Source organism: Herbaspirillum huttiense (assembly GCF_047300815.1).
Lineage (GTDB): Bacteria > Pseudomonadota > Gammaproteobacteria > Burkholderiales > Burkholderiaceae_D > Herbaspirillum > Herbaspirillum huttiense_A.
This window is the reverse complement of record NZ_CP178608.1, coordinates 4506490-4524457: the sequence shown is the minus strand read 5'-3', so window position 1 is coordinate 4524457 and position 17968 is coordinate 4506490. Positions and strand designations below refer to the sequence as shown.

The following is a 17968-nucleotide window of genomic DNA, read 5'->3' as shown; positions in this document are numbered from 1 at the left end:
TTTACGAATCAGTGAAGTGCGAAAATGCGGAGGCCAGTACTGGGCCGCCTGGCGTGGATATCGGCGGAGGGACGCCTATATCCGAATCGAAACCAGCTGGGGTGCGCGGACAAATCGTTGAAAAATCACATGCCCCACATTTTGCGTCGTGTGGTCTCGCCGGAAACTGGCCACCTAGAATTCCACGAACTGCCCATTCAACGTTTTGCACCGCTGCATCTATCGAAGCATCATCCACCGGTACTTTTATGCGGCGATTGTCCTTCAGAAGATGAACGGAGCCTATCGCCGCATTCTCGCCCAGCACTTCACGCGCGGCTTTCGCGTATAGCTGGACTTGTAGTGATAATGCGGTCCAGTCTAGCTGCTCGTCATTAATTGGGTCTTCTCCAGCTTCCATCGCTTTGAAATCAATGACTTCAGCATCCCGCACAGTTCCTGTCGGCTCTTCCCGGATCAGCAAGTCAATTGCGCCAGTGATTAGACATCCTTGGGCGGGAATTTCAAACCGAGCCTCAATTTGTCGACGATGTGAGAAATCTTCTCCAAATTCCTCAACATAAGCGCCAGCGATCGACGCGGCTTTGGCCTTAGCTCGCTCATATGCGCCAGGACGGCTAACTGGGTCGCCACTGGGAGCGACATGTTTCAGATGAAAAGTTTCATTAGCCGTTGCCGCGGCCTCTTCCTTCGTCGGAGCTGCATTTGGGAATCGTTCGTGCAGTTTCTCAATGGCTACATGTACAGCTCTTCCGAATCCGAACAATTCAGGCACTGGGGGACTGAAACCCCAATTACGGCGGAATCGGTAATCCATCGGGCAGTGTAGGTAATAGCGAACATCGCTGAAGCTTGTCGGCAATGTATTGGCATCTTGTCGCTGCACAGACGGTGCTTTGGGAAAATCACCGAGTTCAACAGCAGTACGCTTTATTTCGGCATCGCGAAGTCGGAGCGAAAATTCGGATGGTCTATTTGCTCTTGTGCCTCCGGGAAGATGCTCCGAACCTGTGACGTAAAGAAATGCTTCGGCACGCGTAAGCGCAGTATAAAACAACCGCGATTCGGCGTTACGGGTGCCAATGTATGCGCCGCGCTGAATCGCAGGTTGAATAAGCTCGGCTGGCAAAAATCCCCGATAGCTAGACCGATTTGCCGGAAATCTTCCAGCTTGGGTGTCAACAATAAAAACAACCGGAAATTCGAGCCCTTTAACGCTATGTACTGTTCCAACCGTAACCGCGTCTGGTCGCAGAGTAACTTCGTCAGTACTTGAGTTATAACCTCCCTCAGCAATAAATTCCAAAAAACGCGCCACTTGTTGGAAGCGTTGAGTTGAATCGACACTGAGGTAGACTGCTTCGACATCCTGGATCATTCGACTGAATAGCCCAATTTCTTGCATCACCTCGGGAGGTGGGCTGTTTTCAGCAACTCGGAAGGCGGCCAGCAATTCAAATAGTAATTTTTGTGGGAAGAGTCGCTGACGAGTACCTCCGGTCGGCGTGTGAATGCGTCGTCCCCAATCAGAAAGAACGGCCGCAAACCGCGGAAAATCGGCGGACGGATATGCCGGGTGAATTGTGCTATCGAAAAATGACCGAGCTTCGGTACGATCAGGCGTGTTAGATGCGAGTAGGGTGAACGTCTCGCGCAATGCGGACACTTGTGGTCGATCAAATGGGCTTCCACCAGCTTCAAGGGTATAACGAATGTTCTCGGCACTTAACCGGGAAGTGAAGGGGAGGTGGCGCGGAAAACCGGCGGCCTCCTGGCCTCGCGTCGAACGCATTAGAATTGCGAAATCGCCGTATGTTAGTCCTCGGACTGTCCCATTCTTTTCGACGAAAGATGTTCCCAATAAGGCTTTAATTCGCTGAGTAACCCATTCTGCCTCTAGGTCTCGGTCGCTAAAGTGGAAGCAATAAAGTTCACGAGAGGTTTGGTCACTTGCGTGGGCGGGGTTCTTCGGAAGCCGTTCGGCGCCTAACTCTTCATGAATGAATTGGGAGGCAGCATGAACGATAGCTCGGGTGCTTCGATAATTAGTCTCGAGGGTATGCGTCGCCGCGGCTGAATACCGCTGGGAGAAACTTAATATATTACTGACGTCGGCTCCCCTCCATGAGTAGATCGCTTGGTCGTCATCGCCCACGACAAAGATACACGCTCCTTGGCTATGTATTGCCCGTATCAAGGCTTCCTGGGACGGTGAGACGTCTTGATATTCGTCCACCAAAAGATGTGTGATTTTGCTGAGTTCCTGCAGCACTGCCACGTTTCCATTCGCGGCCAATTCAACGACCAATCGAATCATGGATCCAAAATCCATGTACTGGTCCCGCTCTAGGGTCTCACGCAACGCCATTAGTGCCTGACCCAATTCGGTGTCGGCGGCGGCTATTGCCTCGACGGCGATACCTTCGTCCTGACATACCTTCCATGCAGACGCCACTTCTCGGATAGTCTCAAAATAGCGTTGCCCATTTGCTCTGGCTCGAAGGGGTTGCAAATGCAGAGTCGGGTAACGCGACATCAGGAATAGGCTCAGTCGATTGTCGTCCAGTACATCGAATTGGCGATATCGGGCATCTGCAGCGCCTAAGATGTTCTGGCAAAACGAGTGAATTGTTCCGACATACATGCGTCCGAGCAAATTGACACTCAGGCCACATGACTCTAGCACTTCTGCAATTCTTCGCTTGATTGACTCCGCTGCCTTCTCCGTGAAAGTGAAGGCCACGATTGATTCTGCACTCACGCCTTCGGAAAGCAACCTTGCTACTCGCGTGGCTAGAGTGCGCGACTTTCCGGAGCCAGCACAAGCGAGACATAAAATTTCCCGACTCGGATCTGCCGCTGCAGCAGCTTGTTGAGAGGTCAGGTGTTTGGCAATAAATTCGGCAACAGAGACAGGCATGGGGCGGATCCGGGTAATATTTAGGTGTTCAAAGCGATCTTCGGAGGGCGCGAGCGTGAGCCTCAATAAAAGGAGGGGGAAGAGCGTTGCCGATCATTAACGCGATCGCTTCTTTTCCGTGACTGACATTGAACTTGTAATTCTTCGGGAATCCTTGCAACATAGCCGCTTCGCGAAGCGTGATTGTGCGGTTTTGCTCGGGATGCAAAAATCGCCCTTTAGACGGGTTATGGCATCCACCAGTAATCGTAGGCGAGACCTCGCTCCATGCCATTCGACCATAAACATCTTTAAATCCAGTTGTGGATTCATGGCACTTTAATCTTAACTCAGCAGGCAGTTGTGAGCGGCTACCGCCATCTAGAGGAATTGCTCTAATGATGGCCTGAACGCGCGGGGTTCGTCGTTCCGGTATGTTGTGAACCGGATCGCGTGAACGGCCCGGTTCGGAAAGATTGCCGATAGTTTGCCGAACATTTTTACGTTTTACGTTCGGAGTTGCAAGCTTTGGCATTAGCTTCTTTGAAGCCACAAGAATAAGCCGTTTGCGACGCTGAGGCACGCCGTAATTTGCAACATCCAAAACCTCAAAATGAACGTAGTACTTCATGGATTTGAGTTGGGCCACAAGGTCGCCGAAGCGATAGTGATCTTCCAATCCAGGAACGTTCTCCATCATGACAAGTTTCGGCTTCAAAACAGTGACAAAGCGTGCGAACTCGTCAATCAACGAATTGCGGTTGTCCCTTGCGGCACGAGTGCGGTTTAGTTTTCTCATGCGAGAAAATCCTTGGCATGGGGGGCAGCCGGCCAAAAGATCCAGCTCTCCTTCCTTGATGCCGAGCTGTTCCATGACCCGAGCAGGATCGACTTCTCTAATATCCTCGCCGGCGAAAATTACTTCCGGATGATTCAACGAATACGTCTCGCGTGCTCGTTCGTCTATTTCAACGGCCGCTAGCACGTTATAGCCCGCGTTTTTGAGCCCAGCCGTTAACCCTCCGCAGCCAGCGAATAAATCGATTCCCGTCGGCTTTCGATGTGATTTTCCCGGTGATTTTGGTAGTTCAGTTGGCATATACGACTTGCAGCTATAAATTGAACATTGTAGCAAGCGAGGCTTTAGGCTAGGGGCCTTTTAGCAAGGTACTACAGCGCGTTTCCGACGTTCGCCCGAATTTCTCTCAAAGTTGTCGCGATTGCTTCGATTTCGGGGACATTAGCTTCCTCGGTCAACTTCCGAGCTAAAAGCGCGATAGCACCCAGTTGCGTTTGTTCATAGGTAGAAGTCGGAATCAGAGCGTCCGACACAGTCTGCTTTAGGCGCTCTTTAGCGTCCGGCATTTTCGCGTCTGCCGGTGCTAATCCTAGGGCGGACAAGATCAACTGTTCTGGAGTCGGTCTAGGTAGGAAGCGAACGCGATCACGCAAATATTTGAGATATTTTTTCTGTAGAGAAATTTTATTGGCTTTTATGGCAGCATCGTTGCCACCATCGGCACCATATTGGATCTTCTGCGTACCTGTACATGCCTTGATAAGGTTATCCAATTCGGGGTATCTATTTTCCGGAATCCCTGCTGGGTCAGGAAATTCTTCGAGTTTGGCGTCCCCGTCGAGAAGAAAATAAATCTGCTCCTGACGATGCATCAATGTGGGAATTCGTAGAGCAAAATAAGTATCCGCGCCTCCAGAAAAATAGCTGACGTCGAATAGAGCGGCGTCTTGTTGAGAAAACGTCTTTTTAATTACCATATCGACGATTAGTTTTGCCAATCTGTCTTCGACGTAGATATTAATTTTTTTCGGCACCGGTTCGCCGAGATGCGCAAACGCTGTGGCGGAAAATACATTTTCGATAATTTCGAATTTGCCGTCTGCATTTTCAGCGAATACTTTGATCGCAGTAGGAGGCAGATGGCGAACCATCGCTGGCGAATGGGTCGAGAACACTACTTGGTGAAATTTTTCGGCGACTTTCGCGAGCACTACTTTTAAAAGGCGCTCTTGTGCCCCGGGGTGCAGCGAAACTTCAGGCTCATCGAGCAGAATTAGCGTTCCCGGCTTAGCGCGGTAGACTTGCGCGATAAATGACACTACGGCCATTTCCCCGCTTCCTGCAAAGGCCTCTGAGTACCTTAATCCATGACGAGTCTTAAAAAGAACACTTACGCCTTGCTCATTGCCATAGACTGAGTGTTCAATAAACTTCGCTGCCTGGTAATTTTTTCCAAGGACATAACTTACTGCGGCGAGCTCATCCGATTGAAGGTCGAAAACGGTGGAAAGTAAGTTTCGGCCACCCTGCCTTCTAAAAATCCTTTTTCTACCGGCTTCCAGTGCTTCAAAGATCAAAGCCGACCATTTCCGAAGGCGGTCTTGCTTGGACCTTAAAGTGGACGTTTGTTTGAGCGTACTGAAGAAAAAATATTTGTCAAACGCACTTAGTTCAGAGCGGAAGTTCAGATACAAAACTTTGCGGATCACAGGGTTCCAACGGTCTTTAGAACGCCCAGCCGGAAGAGGCTTCTTCCCATAGCCGACCGACATTCCATCTTCTACCACTTCTTTCGTCGGCTCCCAGTAGTCAATGTTTTGCCCAACCTGGGCTTTGCGAGTCTCGACGACCGTGTTTAGGTCGGGATGAAAATGCCCGTAGATAAACCGCTGCGGATTATCTTGGCGAGAAATTATTGGATCAAGTGGAGTAGAAAACCAAAAGTCTGACACGGAGGCTCTCTTTGGGGCACCATACAATGCATGCACTACTGAGGTTTTTCCACTTCCGTTTGCTCCGACTAATGCGGTGACGGGAAAATCAAATTCGATTCGCGCCCCAGGGGCAATATTTTTAAAGTTAGGAAAGCGAATGTGTGTAATGTAATTGGCGAGTGGTTTGCCGGGTTTAAATCTACTGATCTTTTCTATGAGATATTCAAACGACTGTTCAGAGTAATGCACCTGACTTCCCCCGTTTTATTTAAGTATTGCCGTTCCTATTCTTGCGACGTTTAAGGCCATATAGCCCGTGCTCACGAGCCAAGTCATATAACTTTTTTAGTAATTTATATCAAATTTTGTTGATATCTGCCATCGGCTGTTGATGTTCTCGCAGATTTGACTCACCTTCCATTGCCTGCTGAAGGCAGCCACCCGGTCATACGACCCCTCGTATCCCAGTTCTCTTAAGTCCAGGAATATCTGTTTCAGGGTCCTTCTTTGCTTCCGAGATTTGACCGCGTCTGCGCGGAGCCAAGCGGAGAGCCTGGCGGTGAAGTCATCGAGCGAGCTTGGCGAACGCCTTGCTGGATAAGCAAGTTCGCTGACATCGGATCGGATGTAGCGGCGAACTGTGTGGCGGGAAATGTCGAGCCTGCGGGCGATTTCCCGAATTGAGATGCGGTCTCTGATGTACCAGCGTCGAATAATTCCAAGTAGGGCCACGTCTATCACTCCGTTCTCCCGCTCGCTGTCATGAGCAGGATTGTGGTCTAAACATGGATCAACTTTTGATGCAAATTTCCTGAGAAAGTGGGTCAGTTTTCAATGCAAATCAACAACTTGCAGCTCGGATATCACGCGAGAAATACTGAACGCATCAACTAGTGACGCTCTGGCGCTCTCGAAATGCATACCGATTTGCTCGGGCATCATAGAGCGCATGATGCTCAGGTAAGTTGTTCTTTTTATGGAAAGAATAACGAAGCAATTCGTTGATATTTCGTGCGATCAACCGAGGACAGCACCAATCCGGAACCCGATAGTCCATTGCGTCATTAAACAAGTCCCAGTCGGTCTGGAAATCAAAACAAATTTCGACTATTCCGCCATCGTGCCGAATGAGATTAAGCCAGCTGAGAATCCTGTGCCTGAGCTCCTCAGAAGGACATTGCGCATTCTCTATTGAGCCAAGCAAGGGGATAACTGCCTCACGAACGAACGCGCTGCAGGCAGCGTCTGGGTAAGGCACCTCCACGTAGAATTCTTCCCCCGTTCCTGCCACCATACCAAGGCTGATTAAGTGACAGTCGAGAAAATCGGTAAATTCAGTATCGATGAAAATTTTACGAGCCATGACATTGCCCAGGAATCTCTATGGTTGGTAATGCTCCGCTGTTGGCTAAGACGCCTTTCCCTTAAGCACCTCTACTCCACTGCCGAACCCGCAGCCTATCCTAGGGCTAATTGAGTCGAGATGTGTGGTCGCCAATTTTGTGCCGATGAAGATTCACATGGCCGATCTATAGTATACGGTTAGTGCGAATTGTTTACATTCGGTGGAAATTGGGATGGACGGCGAAGTCAAGAACGCTCGTGGTTGCAGAATTCTCCAGGTCGTTTACGTAATTGTTTACGTCGGAGGTACGCACAACCATTTTGATCCGGCAGTACCACACCGCACGCAAGCGAAAAAAGGCCCGTTCTGCATGGAACGGGCCTTTTTCATGGGCGCGACGTCGTCACAGGCATTTTTCGTTCTGCCCCGCCCCAGGCGGAAACACCCCCGCCGGTCGCCATTGTCCCTTGTTCTGGTATTGATACAGCCGGAAGCGCGGCGCCGCATTGGCACCGCTGGCCGTAAAGCTGATCGGCCCGCTCAGCCCTGCGTGGCGTAGCTGGCGCAAGCTGGCCGCGATCTTTTCGCCATCGGTCGAGTCGCTTTGCAGGATGGCGGCGATCAACACGCTGGCCGCATCATAGGCATAGTAGGAATAGGGACTGGGTGCGGCGTTGTAGCGCCGCATGTAGGCCTGGGTGAAGGTCTTCCAGCGCGGGCACTGCTCGCGTGCCAGTTCGTATTCCAGCACATAGGCCTGCGGCATCTCGGCCTGGCCGAAGGATAGCGTACTGGCTCCGCCGACCAGCAACACTTTGGCATCCAGACCGGAGCGCCGGACCTCCTCCATGAAGGCCGCCGCCTGTGGAAACAGCGCCAGGAACACCAATACATCCGCCTGGTACTGGCTGGCGGCCTTGACCGTGGCATTGAAGTCCGTGCTGCGCCGGCCGACCAGGTAGCGCGTGGCTGTCAGCCCGGGCCGGTTGACCAGGCGCGAGGTCAGTTCATCGGTGAGCGCATTGCTGTAGGACGAGTCATTGTGGATTACGAAGACGCGCTTGCCCTTCAAGCTGTTGATCACCACCTCGGCCATCGTGGCCCCCACGTCGGCAGTGCCGCCCACGACGCGGAACGGCATGCGATTGCCCTGGCTGGTCCACTGGGTGGTGCCGGCCGTGAAGCTGATCTGCGGGATCCGCGCCGCCTCGTACAGTTCGGCCGTGGCCATGGCGGCATCACTGCTCCAGGGGCCGAGCACGCCGGCGACTTTTTCCTTGATGAAGTAACGGGCGACATTGACGCCGAAATTGGCCGTCCCCTGGTCATCCTGGGCCAGCAGGCGGAAACGCCATGAAGATTTCTTCCTGGCGGCCAGGGCGTTGGCATCATCGACCGCCAGCTCGGCCCCATGCCAGGCACTCTGCACGATGGGCTGCGTGAGCCAGGCGCTCAGGCCCAGCGTGACGGTGCGTGTTTCTTCCGCCCGCGATAAGGTATGAAAGTTCAGCAACAACGCAGTGGCCAGCGCCACCGCTGCATCGAGTCGCCGCATCCTGCCCCCCTTGGCCTTGCCGGCCTTGTCATCTTGTATGTGGCCCTGATGTGAAGAAAATATCACATCCTGCTTCAGCCGGGCCAGCGCAACTCGAAACAGCTGCCGCCCATTCCTGAGGGCAAGCAATCGACCGTACCATGATGCGCACTGGCAATGGCCCGCACCACGGCCAATCCCAGCCCGCTGCCCTTGGCGGCCGCCTCGCCGGTGTGAGGGCCGCGCTGGAAGGCATCGAAGATGCGCTGCGCATCGGCCGCTGCCAGGCCGGGTCCGCTGTCTTCCACCCGCAGGCACTGCTGGCCGTCGCGCTGCATGGTCGCAATGCGCAAGGGGCCGGGCGTGGCGTGCTGCAGGGCGTTTTCCAGGAGGGCCAGCAAGGCCTGGCGTATGCGGACCGGGTCGCAGGCCGAGGCTTGCGGGGCCAGTGTCAGGGTTACCGTAAAGCCTTTCTCCTGCAGCGCCGATTCGCAGGCCTTGAGCACCGTCTTGATCTCCTGCCGCAGATCGGTCTGCTGCAACTGAATACGCAAGTGGCCGCTCTCGGCCAGCCCCACGATGCGCAAGTCCTCGATCAGCCGGCCCAGTCCTTCCACCTGCACCAGCAGGCTGGCAAAGAGCGCCGGATCGGGCTGGAACACGCCATCAGCCAGGCCCTGCAGACGTCCGCGCAGGATCGTCACCGGCGTGCGCAGTTCGTGCGCAATCGCGGCGTTCCAGAAGATGCGTTCCTGCTGTACCCGCTCCAGCCGTTCGGCCATGGCATTGAAGTCGCTGATGAGCTGTGAGGCTTCATCCAGTGGCTGCCGCTCGGCCGCCGCGCGCGCGGCCAGGTCGCCCTGCGCTACACGGCGCAAACTGGTGGCCACCGAATTCAAGGGCGTGAGGATGCGCCGCGACAAGCGGATCGCCACCCACACCGCGATGGCCACGCCAATGAGCGTGGTCACGACGATCCAGCCCCATTCAGCGGGCGAGGGCAGCCAGCTGTCCGGTGCGGACAGTGCCGTGGGCAGGAAGATGAACAGCGTCGAATAAAACGCGTAGGACCCCAGCAGCACCATCAGCATGATGGTCAGCGCCAGGATGGCGATGGAACTGATGATCTGGCGCGCCAGTCCCTTGCCGCGCCAAAGGGTCAGGAGATCGATGCCGGGTTTCATGGAAGCGTATCAGGTGCGTGCATTCAGCCGCCTTGCTGGAAGCGGTAGCCGACCCCGCGAATGCTCACCGGGATACCGGCCAGCCCCAGGTCTTCGAGCTTCTTGCGCAGCTTGCTGACGTGGCTGTCCACGGTGCGTTCCAGGGTATCGCCCTCGGGCAGGCAGGTGGCCAGCAGTTCGGCGCGGCTGAACACGCGGCGCGGGGCGCGCGCCAGTTGTGCCAGCAGCTTGAATTCGGTCAGCGTCAGCACCAGAGTGTGGCTCACGCCCTCGATCTCGGCCACCACCTCATGCTGTTCGAAATCGATCACGAAGGGCGGGGCGCGCAGGATGCGGCGGTCTTCGCGCTCCTCGCGCGGCAGGCTGCGGCGCAGTACCGCTTCCACGCGCGCGACCACTTCGGCCGGATTGAACGGCTTGACCACGTAGTCGTCGGCACCGATGCGCAGGCCCGTGAGCTTGTCCACGTCCTGGTCCAGCGCGGTGAGCAGGATGACCGGCGTGTTGTCGCGCTGGCGGATCTGCGCCAGCACCTGCCAGCCATTGACCTGCGGCATCTGGATATCGAGCAGCACCAGGTCCGGCTTGAGCGAGAGATGCAGCTCCAGTGCCCGCGCGCCATCGGCCGCATGCACGCTGCGCATGCCGCTGCGGGCCAGGTAGGCGGCCAGGATCTCGGCGATCTCGGGTGCATCCTCGGCGATGAGGATCAGCGCGCCCGTGGCCGGTGCGGCCTCGCCGGCTTTCGGTTGGGTTGCCGCCATTCTTGCCATCTCCATCAAAACTCCATCGTTGTATCGCGCAAACCTCACGCGCATGGCCCAGACTCCGCCTTCGCTCGCGATTGTACTGTCGGGCAGCCCGTGCGGCAAAAAAGCTGCGGGTTGACCGGCAGGCGCTGTCCTTCGCGTGTTTCCCCGGATGGAGTTCCTGCATGCCTCGCTTCTTTATCGACCGCCCCATCTTTGCCTGGGTGGTCGCGCTGTTCATCGTGCTCTTCGGCGTGATCGCCATGAGCCAGTTGCCCATTGCCCGCTATCCCTCGGTGGCCCCGCCTAGCGTGACGATCAACGCCACCTATCCGGGGGCCACGCCGCAGACCATGAACGATGGCGTCATCAGCCTGATCGAGCGCGAACTGTCGGGCGTGAAGAACCTGCTCTATTTCGAATCCTCGGCCGATACCTCGGGCAGCGCCCAGATCACCGTGACCTTCAAGCCCGGCACCGATCCGGAACTGGCCCAGGTCGACGTGCAAAACAAGCTCAAGGCCATCGAAGCGCGCCTGCCGCAGACGGTGCGCCAGAACGGCGTGACCGTGGAGTCGGCGGCCTCGGGCTTCCTGCTCATGGTCAGCCTGACCTCGGTGGATGGGCGCCATGATGAAATCCGCCTCAACGATTACCTGGCCCGCAACATCGTCGAAGAACTGCGCCGCGTCGACGGCGTAGGCCGCGTACAACTGTTCGGTGCCGAACAGGCGATGCGGATCTGGATCGATCCCTTCAAGCTCAATGCCTTCGGACTGACCGTGACAGATATCAGTACAGCAATCAGCCAGCAGAACGTACAGATTGCGCCCGGACGCCTGGGCGATACGCCAACTGTACCGGGCCAGCAGATCGCCGTTCCCCTGACAGTACAAGGACAGTTGCAGTCACCGGACCAGTTCACTTCCATCGTGCTCAAGGCCAAGTCCGATGGTTCGCGGGTGCTGCTGGGCGACGTGGCCCGGGTCGAACTGGGCGCGCAATCCTATGCCTTCGCCAACCGTGAAGACGGCAAGCCTGCGGGCGTGGCGGCCGTGCAGCTCTCGCCCGGTGCCAATGCGGTCCGCACGGCTGCAGCGATCCAGGCGCGCATGGAAGAACTGCGCCCCAGCCTGCCGCAGGGCATGCAGTTCTCGCTGCCCTACAACACCGCGCCCTTCGTCAAGATCTCCATCCAGAAAGTGGTGCAGACCCTGATCGAGGCCATGGTGCTGGTGTTCCTGGTGATGTATTTGTTCCTGCAGAACGTGCGCTATACCGTCATCCCGGCCATCGTCGCGCCCATTGTGCTCTTGGGCACGCTGGCGGTGATGCTGGTGGCCGGCTACTCGGTCAACGTGCTGACCATGTTCGGCATGGTGCTGGCCATTGGCATCATCGTCGATGACGCCATCGTGGTGGTGGAAAACGTCGAGCGCATCATGGCCGAGGAGGGCCTGGGTCCGCGCGAGGCCACCATCAAGGCGATGGGGGAGATCACCGGCGCCATCATCGGCATCACCCTGGTGCTGACCGCCGTCTTCATTCCCATGGCGCTGGCCGGGGGATCGGTGGGCGTGATCTATCGCCAGTTCTCGCTGGCCATGGCGGTATCGATCCTGTTCTCGGCCTTCCTGGCGCTGAGCCTGACGCCGGCCCTGTGCGCCACGTTGCTCAAACCGGTGGCCCCCGGCCATCACGAGAAGCGTGGTTTCTTCGGTGCCTTCAACCGTGCCTTCGCACGCCTTACGCGCCGCTATGAATCGCTGCTGGGCCGCTTGATCGCGCGCGGGCTGCGCATGATGCTGCTCTATGGCGCGCTGTCGCTGTTGCTGGTGCTGGGTTTGCGGGCGCTGCCTTCGGCCTTCCTGCCGGAAGAAGACCAGGGCTATTTCATGACCAGCTTCCAGCTGCCCGCCGACGCTACTACCGAGCGCACGGCGCGCGCCGTGGATCAGTTCGAGCGCTATCTGAAAACACGCGAGGATATCGGCGCCAACTTGTCGGTGCTGGGATTCGGTTTCTCCGGTTCCGGTCCCAATGCGGCGATGGCCTTCACCGAACTGAAGGACTGGAGAGAACGCAAGGGTTCCACCGCCGCCATCGAGGCCCAGCATGCGCAGGCGGCCATGGAGAAGGGTGTGGACGGCATGGTCATGAGCCTGCTGCCGCCGGCCATCGAGGAGCTGGGCAATTCCTCCGGCTTTGCCATGCGCCTGCAGGACCGTGCGAACCAGGGCCACGCCGCGCTCAAGGCGGCCGAAGCGCAACTGCTGGCACTGGCGGCGCACAGCCCCAAGCTGGCGGGCGTGTATGCTTATGGCCTGCCACCGGGCGCGAGCCTGCAGCTCAACGTGGATCGCCACAAGGCGGCCGCGCTGGGCGTTTCCTTTGCCAGCATCAGCGATACGCTCTCGGCGGCCATGGGTTCCTTCTATGTCAATGATTTCCCCAATGCGGGCCGCATGCAGCAGGTCATCATCCAGGCCCAGGCGCAGTCGCGCATGCAGATCGAGGATCTGATGAAACTGTATGTCCGCAACCAGAACGGCGGCATGGTGCCGCTCTCGGAAATGGTCCAAGCCCAATGGCAGGTGGTGCCGACCCAATTGCAGCGTTACCAGGGCTTCCCGGCGGTGCGCATCTCCGGCAGTGCTGCGCCCGGCGTGGCCAGTGGCGATGCCATGGCCGAGATGGAAAAGCTGGCGCAGCAACTGCCGCCCGGCTTTGCCGTGGCCTGGACCGGCCAGTCGCTGCAGGAGCGCCTGTCGGCAGCCCAGGCACCGATGCTGATGGCTTTGTCGATGCTGGTGGTGTTCTTGGTGCTGGCGGCCTTGTACGAGAGCTGGCGCATTCCGCTGTCGGTCATGCTGGTGGTGCCATTGGGCCTGATCGGTGCGGTCGCAGCGGTGATCCTGCGCGACATGCCCAATGACGTTTTCTTCAAGGTCGGCATGATTACCGTCATCGGGCTCTCGGCCAAGAATGCCATCCTCATCGTCGAGTTCGCGCGCCAGTTGCGCGCCGAGGGTGCGGGCCTGGTGGAGGCGGCGATCAAGGCGGCAGTGCTGCGGCTGCGTCCCATCCTCATGACTTCGCTGGCCTTTGCGTTGGGCGTGGTGCCGCTGATGCTGGCCTCGGGGGCGAGTGCCGAGACCCAGCGCGCCATCGGCACGGGCGTGTTCGGCGGCATGGTCAGTGCCACGGTGCTGGCGGTCCTGTTCGTCCCCTTGTTCTTCGTGCTGGTGCTGGGGGCGGGGCGCAGCCGCAGCGCACAGCGCGTACGGGAGGCATGATGTGTCCGCGCAGTGATTTGCGGCTCTATGGCCGCCGGCTCCTCAACGACCGCGAGCAGATCCACCACGCCCAATACCGGGGCCACGATATCCGGGTCATTGCCTGCCAGGGACAGCATGGCTGGGAGATGAGCTTGCGCATCTTCCACGAGGGCAGGCGCATCGTGCGTTACCGTCAGGACAGCCGGCTGTATCTTGATTTCGAGCACGCCCGCATCGCCGGCATGCTGCGCGCCTACGAGATCATCGAACGCCGATTGACGCCCTGACGGAAAACTCCCGGGCGCCTGCGAGCGTATTCAATGTCTTGGCTTCATGCACCGACCGGCGGCGCGAAGTCGCCATCCTTGCGCGGCGGGGCATCGACCGCAGCGGCATGGACGGGCGGCGCGCCGGCCGGATCATGGTGCTGCGTGCCGTCAGCCACGATGCTGCTTTCCTGGGCGACGGGCTGCATGTCTTCTTCACCGATGATGGCCGGTTGGCCTGAGGCGGTGTCGGCGGGCGCGGTGCCGGCACGGCGGCGGTTGAGTTCGTCATAGCGGCGCAGTACCGGTTTGGCAGCGGCCAGCATGGCCAGCGAACCGGCGGCCAGCATGAGGAAGGACATCTTTTTCATTGCGGCTCCTGTGGACATCGAGGGAAATCGATGGAATCGGATTCGGGGAGCCTTGATTATCCCCAGCCGAGCTGCGGGCGCCTGTCGGACGATGGCGCAACCCTGCGTCGGCCAGCCTTGGATTTTGATGGATGAGCTGCGCCATGCTGGCGGCAGCAGAAAACAAAAAAGGGCCCATCTTGCGATGGACCCTTTTTCTACTACATATGGTGCGGCTGGCAGGAATCGAACCCACGACCCCTTGGTTCGTAGCCAAGTACTCTATCCAGCTGAGCTACAGCCGCGAAAGAACGAGATTATAAGGAGCTTTTCAAAAAAGTACAAACATTTTTTCGCAGCCCTTCAAAAAAACTATTCCGCCGCGTTTCAATAGACTTCCCGCGCGGCAAACGGATGGTACTGGAACAGCCAGGTCTCGCTCAGTGCCTGGCCCTGATGGCGCAGGAACAGACGCAGCTCGACCGGCTCTTCGCCGCTGGCCGTGAGATCGAACTGCGCGCGCCAGTGGCCGGGCACGCCATTGGGCAGCGCCTCGGTATAGACATAGGAAATGCTGCCGCGCGAAGCCGTGATGACCGCTTCCGGCTTCACGCCGAAGGGCAGCCCCGCCAGCGCCTCTCCCTTGAACTCCACCATGAACTTGCGCACCTGCGGCGGCCTCGGCTGGCCCGGCTGGCCGCCACGGCCCAGGCGCGTGGCCACGCAGCGTGCCAGCGGGGAAGGGAAGGGCTCGTCCTGCTGCCAGTAGAGCCGGTAGCGCAGGCGGTAGGCGTTGCCGGCGCGCGCCGGGGCCTTGGGCACCCACATGGCGACGATGTTGTCGTGGATCTCGTCATCGGTGCGCAGCTCGATCAATTGCACTTCGCCTTCGCCCCAGTCGCCCACCGGTTCTACCCACAGGCTGGGGCGGCGCTCGTAATGCACGCCGTCCAGATAATGATCAAAGTCGCGGTCGCGCTGCAGCAGGCCGAAGCCGCGCAGGTGCTGGTCGCTGAAGGCCGATGCCATCGTGCGCGGCGGATTGTTGAGCGCACGCCAGAGATGTTCGCCTGCGCCGTTCCAGATCGCCAGTCCGTCCGAGTCATGCACCTCCGGCCGCCAGTCGGCGCCGGTGCCCTTCACCGTTTCCGAGAACCAGTACATCGAAGTGGCCGGGGCCAGGCCCAGGCGCGCCACGTCGCGCCGCAGGAACAGCGATTTATCGATCTCCATGTGCACGCCGCCGCCCTGCTTGCGCTGCATGGCGAAGCGATAGGCACCGGTGATGCTGGGCCCGTCGAGCAGGGCATACACCACCACCGTATCGCTGCCCGGGGTGGAGGGCTCGAAGAAGAATTGCGTGAAGTCGGGAAATTCTTCAGGGCGGTCGGCCTGGGCCACATCGATGGCGATGCCGCGCGCCGACAGGCCGTACTGGTACAGGTCGCCGATGGCGCGGAAATAGGAGGCACCGAGGAAGGCCACCCAGTCGTTGGTATGCCAGTCCTTCTCCTTCTGGTCGGCCAGGCGGCTTTCCTGGAAGCGGAAACCGGCGAAGCCGCTGCCTGCCGGAAGCTGATGGGCGGGGCTGTCGGCCGGCATGTCGAAATAGTCATCGCGGTAAGACACTTCGCGCGACTGTACCGGACCAGTGCCATCGCCCTGACCAGCAAGGATGAACATCCGTACCGGTACACGGAAGAACTTGCCGAGGTGGAAGAAGGTCACCGGAAACGCGCCGGGCCCCTGGGCGAAGAGTGCATCGGCAGTCTTGAAGCGGATCTTGCCGTGGGCTTCGTAGTCGATCTGGTCCAGCACCTCGGCCGGCACGGCCGGCGGGGCCTGGTAGGGCGTGCGGGCCATGTCGCGAGCACGCGCGATGAGGCGGTCGAAGGAAAAGGGCTGCGCGTTCCCCAGGCGCAAGCCCTGCGCCGCCAGCGCACGCGGCGAGAGGCCCAGGGCGGCCAATGCCGAAGCGGCACTGGCGGCAGCGAGGAAATGACGGCGGCTGGGCATGCGGTGTTCTCCTGAGGCTGTTCCCGATGGGGTGAACTCTACAGAGTGAGCGCGGCCGGGCTTGGTTCCGCCCATAAAAAAGCCCGCTGCACGGGCAGCGGGCTTTTGCACTGATGCAGGGTCCGGCAGTCGCGACCGCCGGACCGGCAGGATCAGTACTCCCAGAACATCTTCTGGATTTCCTTGCTGTCGGTGGTCTTGGTCAGGGCCAGCATCAAGAGGATGCGCGCCTTCTGCGGGTTCAGCGTATCGGAGACCACGAAGTCCAGCTTGTCGTCGTCGGCTTCGCCGTTGCGCGCCACGATGCCCTGGCCGACGCGGCTGGAACGCACGATCACGACGCCCTTCTTGCGGGCCTCGGTCAGCGACGGCACCACGGTGTTGTTCAGGCTGCCGTCACCCACGCCGGCGTGGATGATGCCCTGCGCGCCAGCGGCCACGAAGGCGTTGAGCGCGATCGGGTTCATGTTGGCGTAGCCGTAGACGATGTCCACTTGCGGCAGCTTGTCCAGGTTCGTGATGTCGAACGGGGTGTCGGCCGTGTTCTTGCGGGTGGACTGGCGATAGAAGTAAGGCTTGCTGCCCTGGATGTAGCCCAGGAAGCCCAGCTCCGGCGTCTTGAAGGTGTCCATGGTGGAGGTGTTGGTCTTGGTCACTTCACGGCCAGCGTTGATCTGGTCGTTCAGGGTCACCAGCACGCCCTTGCCGACGGCTTCCTTGGAGCCGGCCAGCAGCACGGCGTTGTACAGGTTGATCGGGCCGTCAGCGCTGATGGCGGTGGAGGGACGCATGGCGCCCACGATCACCACCGGCTTCTTGCTCTTGACCACCAGGTCCAGGAAGTAGGCGGTTTCTTCGATGGTGTCGGTGCCGTGGGTGATGACGATGCCATCGACGTCACTCTGCGCCAGCAGGGTGTTGACGCGCTTGGCCAACTTCAGCCAGGCGTCGTTGTTCATGTTCTCGCTGGCGATCTGCATGACCTGCTCGCCGCGCACGTTGGCGACCTTCTTGAGTTCAGGAACGGCGGCAATCAGCGCATCTACGCCGACCTTGGCAGCGGTGTAGCCGACGGTGGTGGTGCTGGTGGCGCCGGTGCCGGCGATGGTGCCGCCGGTGGCCAGGATGACGACATTTGGCAGGTTCTGCGCTTGCGCGGCAGCCGCTGCAGCCAGGCAGAGCAGGACCAGCATCTGCTGGAAGATTTTTCTGATGAACATGTTTGCCTCTGAACAAGTGGTTGGATAAATTTTCTTAGTTTTATGGGTGCCCGGCGAAGATGGTTCACGTCTTGCTGCGTGATGGTATCCCGTCAAAAGCGCCGACACGATAGCACCGGCTCGCCTGGCAATCAAAGGTTTTTTTATCTGGTGAGAAAGCCGCATGGGACGGGCCTTTGCGACGGGGGTGCACGCACGTTTGGTGCGTTTTGGCCGGGCAAGGGTGATCGAAAAGGGAAAAATGACTCGCCGCTGACAAGGGGCTGACGTCGTCGCCAGGCCGCGCGGAAGCGAGCCGGGCAGGGAAGAATGCGCGAACGAAAAAATAAGTAAATCGCGGGGGAGAGCTTGGAAGATATCACCGATTCAGGCGGCAGCAAAGCCGGACAAGCGC

13 protein-coding genes and 1 tRNA gene are annotated in these 17968 nt (G+C 58.5%); 2 read left to right on the top strand and 12 right to left on the bottom strand.

The features are described 5' to 3' along the window. Window position 1 precedes the first annotated feature (1 nt). From ACLRDN_RS20680 to ACLRDN_RS20645, 8 genes are all read right to left on the bottom strand, one after another. Window positions 2-2920: an ATP-dependent helicase gene (locus tag ACLRDN_RS20680; RefSeq protein WP_413457806.1), complete on the bottom strand. Its 2919-nt coding sequence runs from the start codon at window positions 2918-2920 to the stop codon at window positions 2-4. A 28-nt stretch (window positions 2921-2948) separates the two neighbouring features. Then, entirely contained in the window at window positions 2949-3998 is a 1050-nt protein-coding gene (locus tag ACLRDN_RS20675) for a DNA cytosine methyltransferase (protein ID WP_413457805.1), read from the bottom strand. A 71-nt stretch (window positions 3999-4069) separates the two neighbouring features. Further along, the gene (locus ACLRDN_RS20670; protein ID WP_413457804.1) at window positions 4070-5881 is read right to left on the bottom strand and encodes an ATP-dependent nuclease; all 1812 of its coding nucleotides are present in this window, start codon (window positions 5879-5881) and stop codon (window positions 4070-4072) included. Window positions 5882-5977: 96 nt separating this feature from the next. Next, window positions 5978-6364, bottom strand: coding sequence for a helix-turn-helix domain-containing protein (locus ACLRDN_RS20665; RefSeq protein ID WP_413460428.1), 387 nt, complete (start codon window positions 6362-6364; stop codon window positions 5978-5980). 154 nt (window positions 6365-6518) lie between these two features. Beyond that, window positions 6519-6995, bottom strand: coding sequence for a hypothetical protein (locus tag ACLRDN_RS20660; protein WP_413457803.1), 477 nt, complete (start codon window positions 6993-6995; stop codon window positions 6519-6521). Between the two features lie 385 nt (window positions 6996-7380). Then, window positions 7381-8532, bottom strand: coding sequence for a branched-chain amino acid ABC transporter substrate-binding protein (locus tag ACLRDN_RS20655; RefSeq protein WP_413457802.1), 1152 nt, complete (start codon window positions 8530-8532; stop codon window positions 7381-7383). Between the two features lie 74 nt (window positions 8533-8606). Next, window positions 8607-9695 carry an ATP-binding protein gene (locus ACLRDN_RS20650; RefSeq protein WP_413457801.1) on the bottom strand — a complete coding sequence of 363 codons (1089 nt, stop codon included), beginning with the start codon at window positions 9693-9695 and terminating at the stop codon, window positions 8607-8609. A gap of 23 nt (window positions 9696-9718) precedes the next feature. Beyond that, window positions 9719-10459 (bottom strand): response regulator, encoded by a 741-nt coding sequence (locus tag ACLRDN_RS20645; protein WP_413457800.1) that lies wholly within the window; start codon window positions 10457-10459, stop codon window positions 9719-9721. 170 nt (window positions 10460-10629) lie between these two features. On the opposite strand from ACLRDN_RS20645, the gene ACLRDN_RS20640 reads away from it, so the two are divergent. Next, window positions 10630-13740, top strand: coding sequence for a multidrug efflux RND transporter permease subunit (locus ACLRDN_RS20640; protein WP_413457799.1), 3111 nt, complete (start codon window positions 10630-10632; stop codon window positions 13738-13740). Continuing rightward, window positions 13737-14009, top strand: coding sequence for a hypothetical protein (locus tag ACLRDN_RS20635; RefSeq protein WP_413457798.1), 273 nt, complete (start codon window positions 13737-13739; stop codon window positions 14007-14009). The genes ACLRDN_RS20640 and ACLRDN_RS20635 overlap by 4 nt, the downstream gene beginning before the upstream one ends. A gap of 44 nt (window positions 14010-14053) precedes the next feature. Here ACLRDN_RS20635 and ACLRDN_RS20630 read toward each other — a convergent pair whose 3' ends face one another. From ACLRDN_RS20630 to ACLRDN_RS20615, 4 genes are all read right to left on the bottom strand, one after another. Further along, window positions 14054-14359 (bottom strand): hypothetical protein, encoded by a 306-nt coding sequence (locus ACLRDN_RS20630; protein WP_413457797.1) that lies wholly within the window; start codon window positions 14357-14359, stop codon window positions 14054-14056. Between the two features lie 207 nt (window positions 14360-14566). Beyond that, a tRNA-Arg gene (locus tag ACLRDN_RS20625) sits at window positions 14567-14643 on the bottom strand. 82 nt (window positions 14644-14725) lie between these two features. After that, window positions 14726-16354: a glucan biosynthesis protein gene (locus ACLRDN_RS20620; RefSeq protein WP_413457796.1), complete on the bottom strand. Its 1629-nt coding sequence runs from the start codon at window positions 16352-16354 to the stop codon at window positions 14726-14728. A gap of 152 nt (window positions 16355-16506) precedes the next feature. Next, entirely contained in the window at window positions 16507-17574 is a 1068-nt protein-coding gene (locus ACLRDN_RS20615) for a type II asparaginase (protein ID WP_413457795.1), read from the bottom strand. Window positions 17575-17968: the final 394 nt, after the last annotated feature.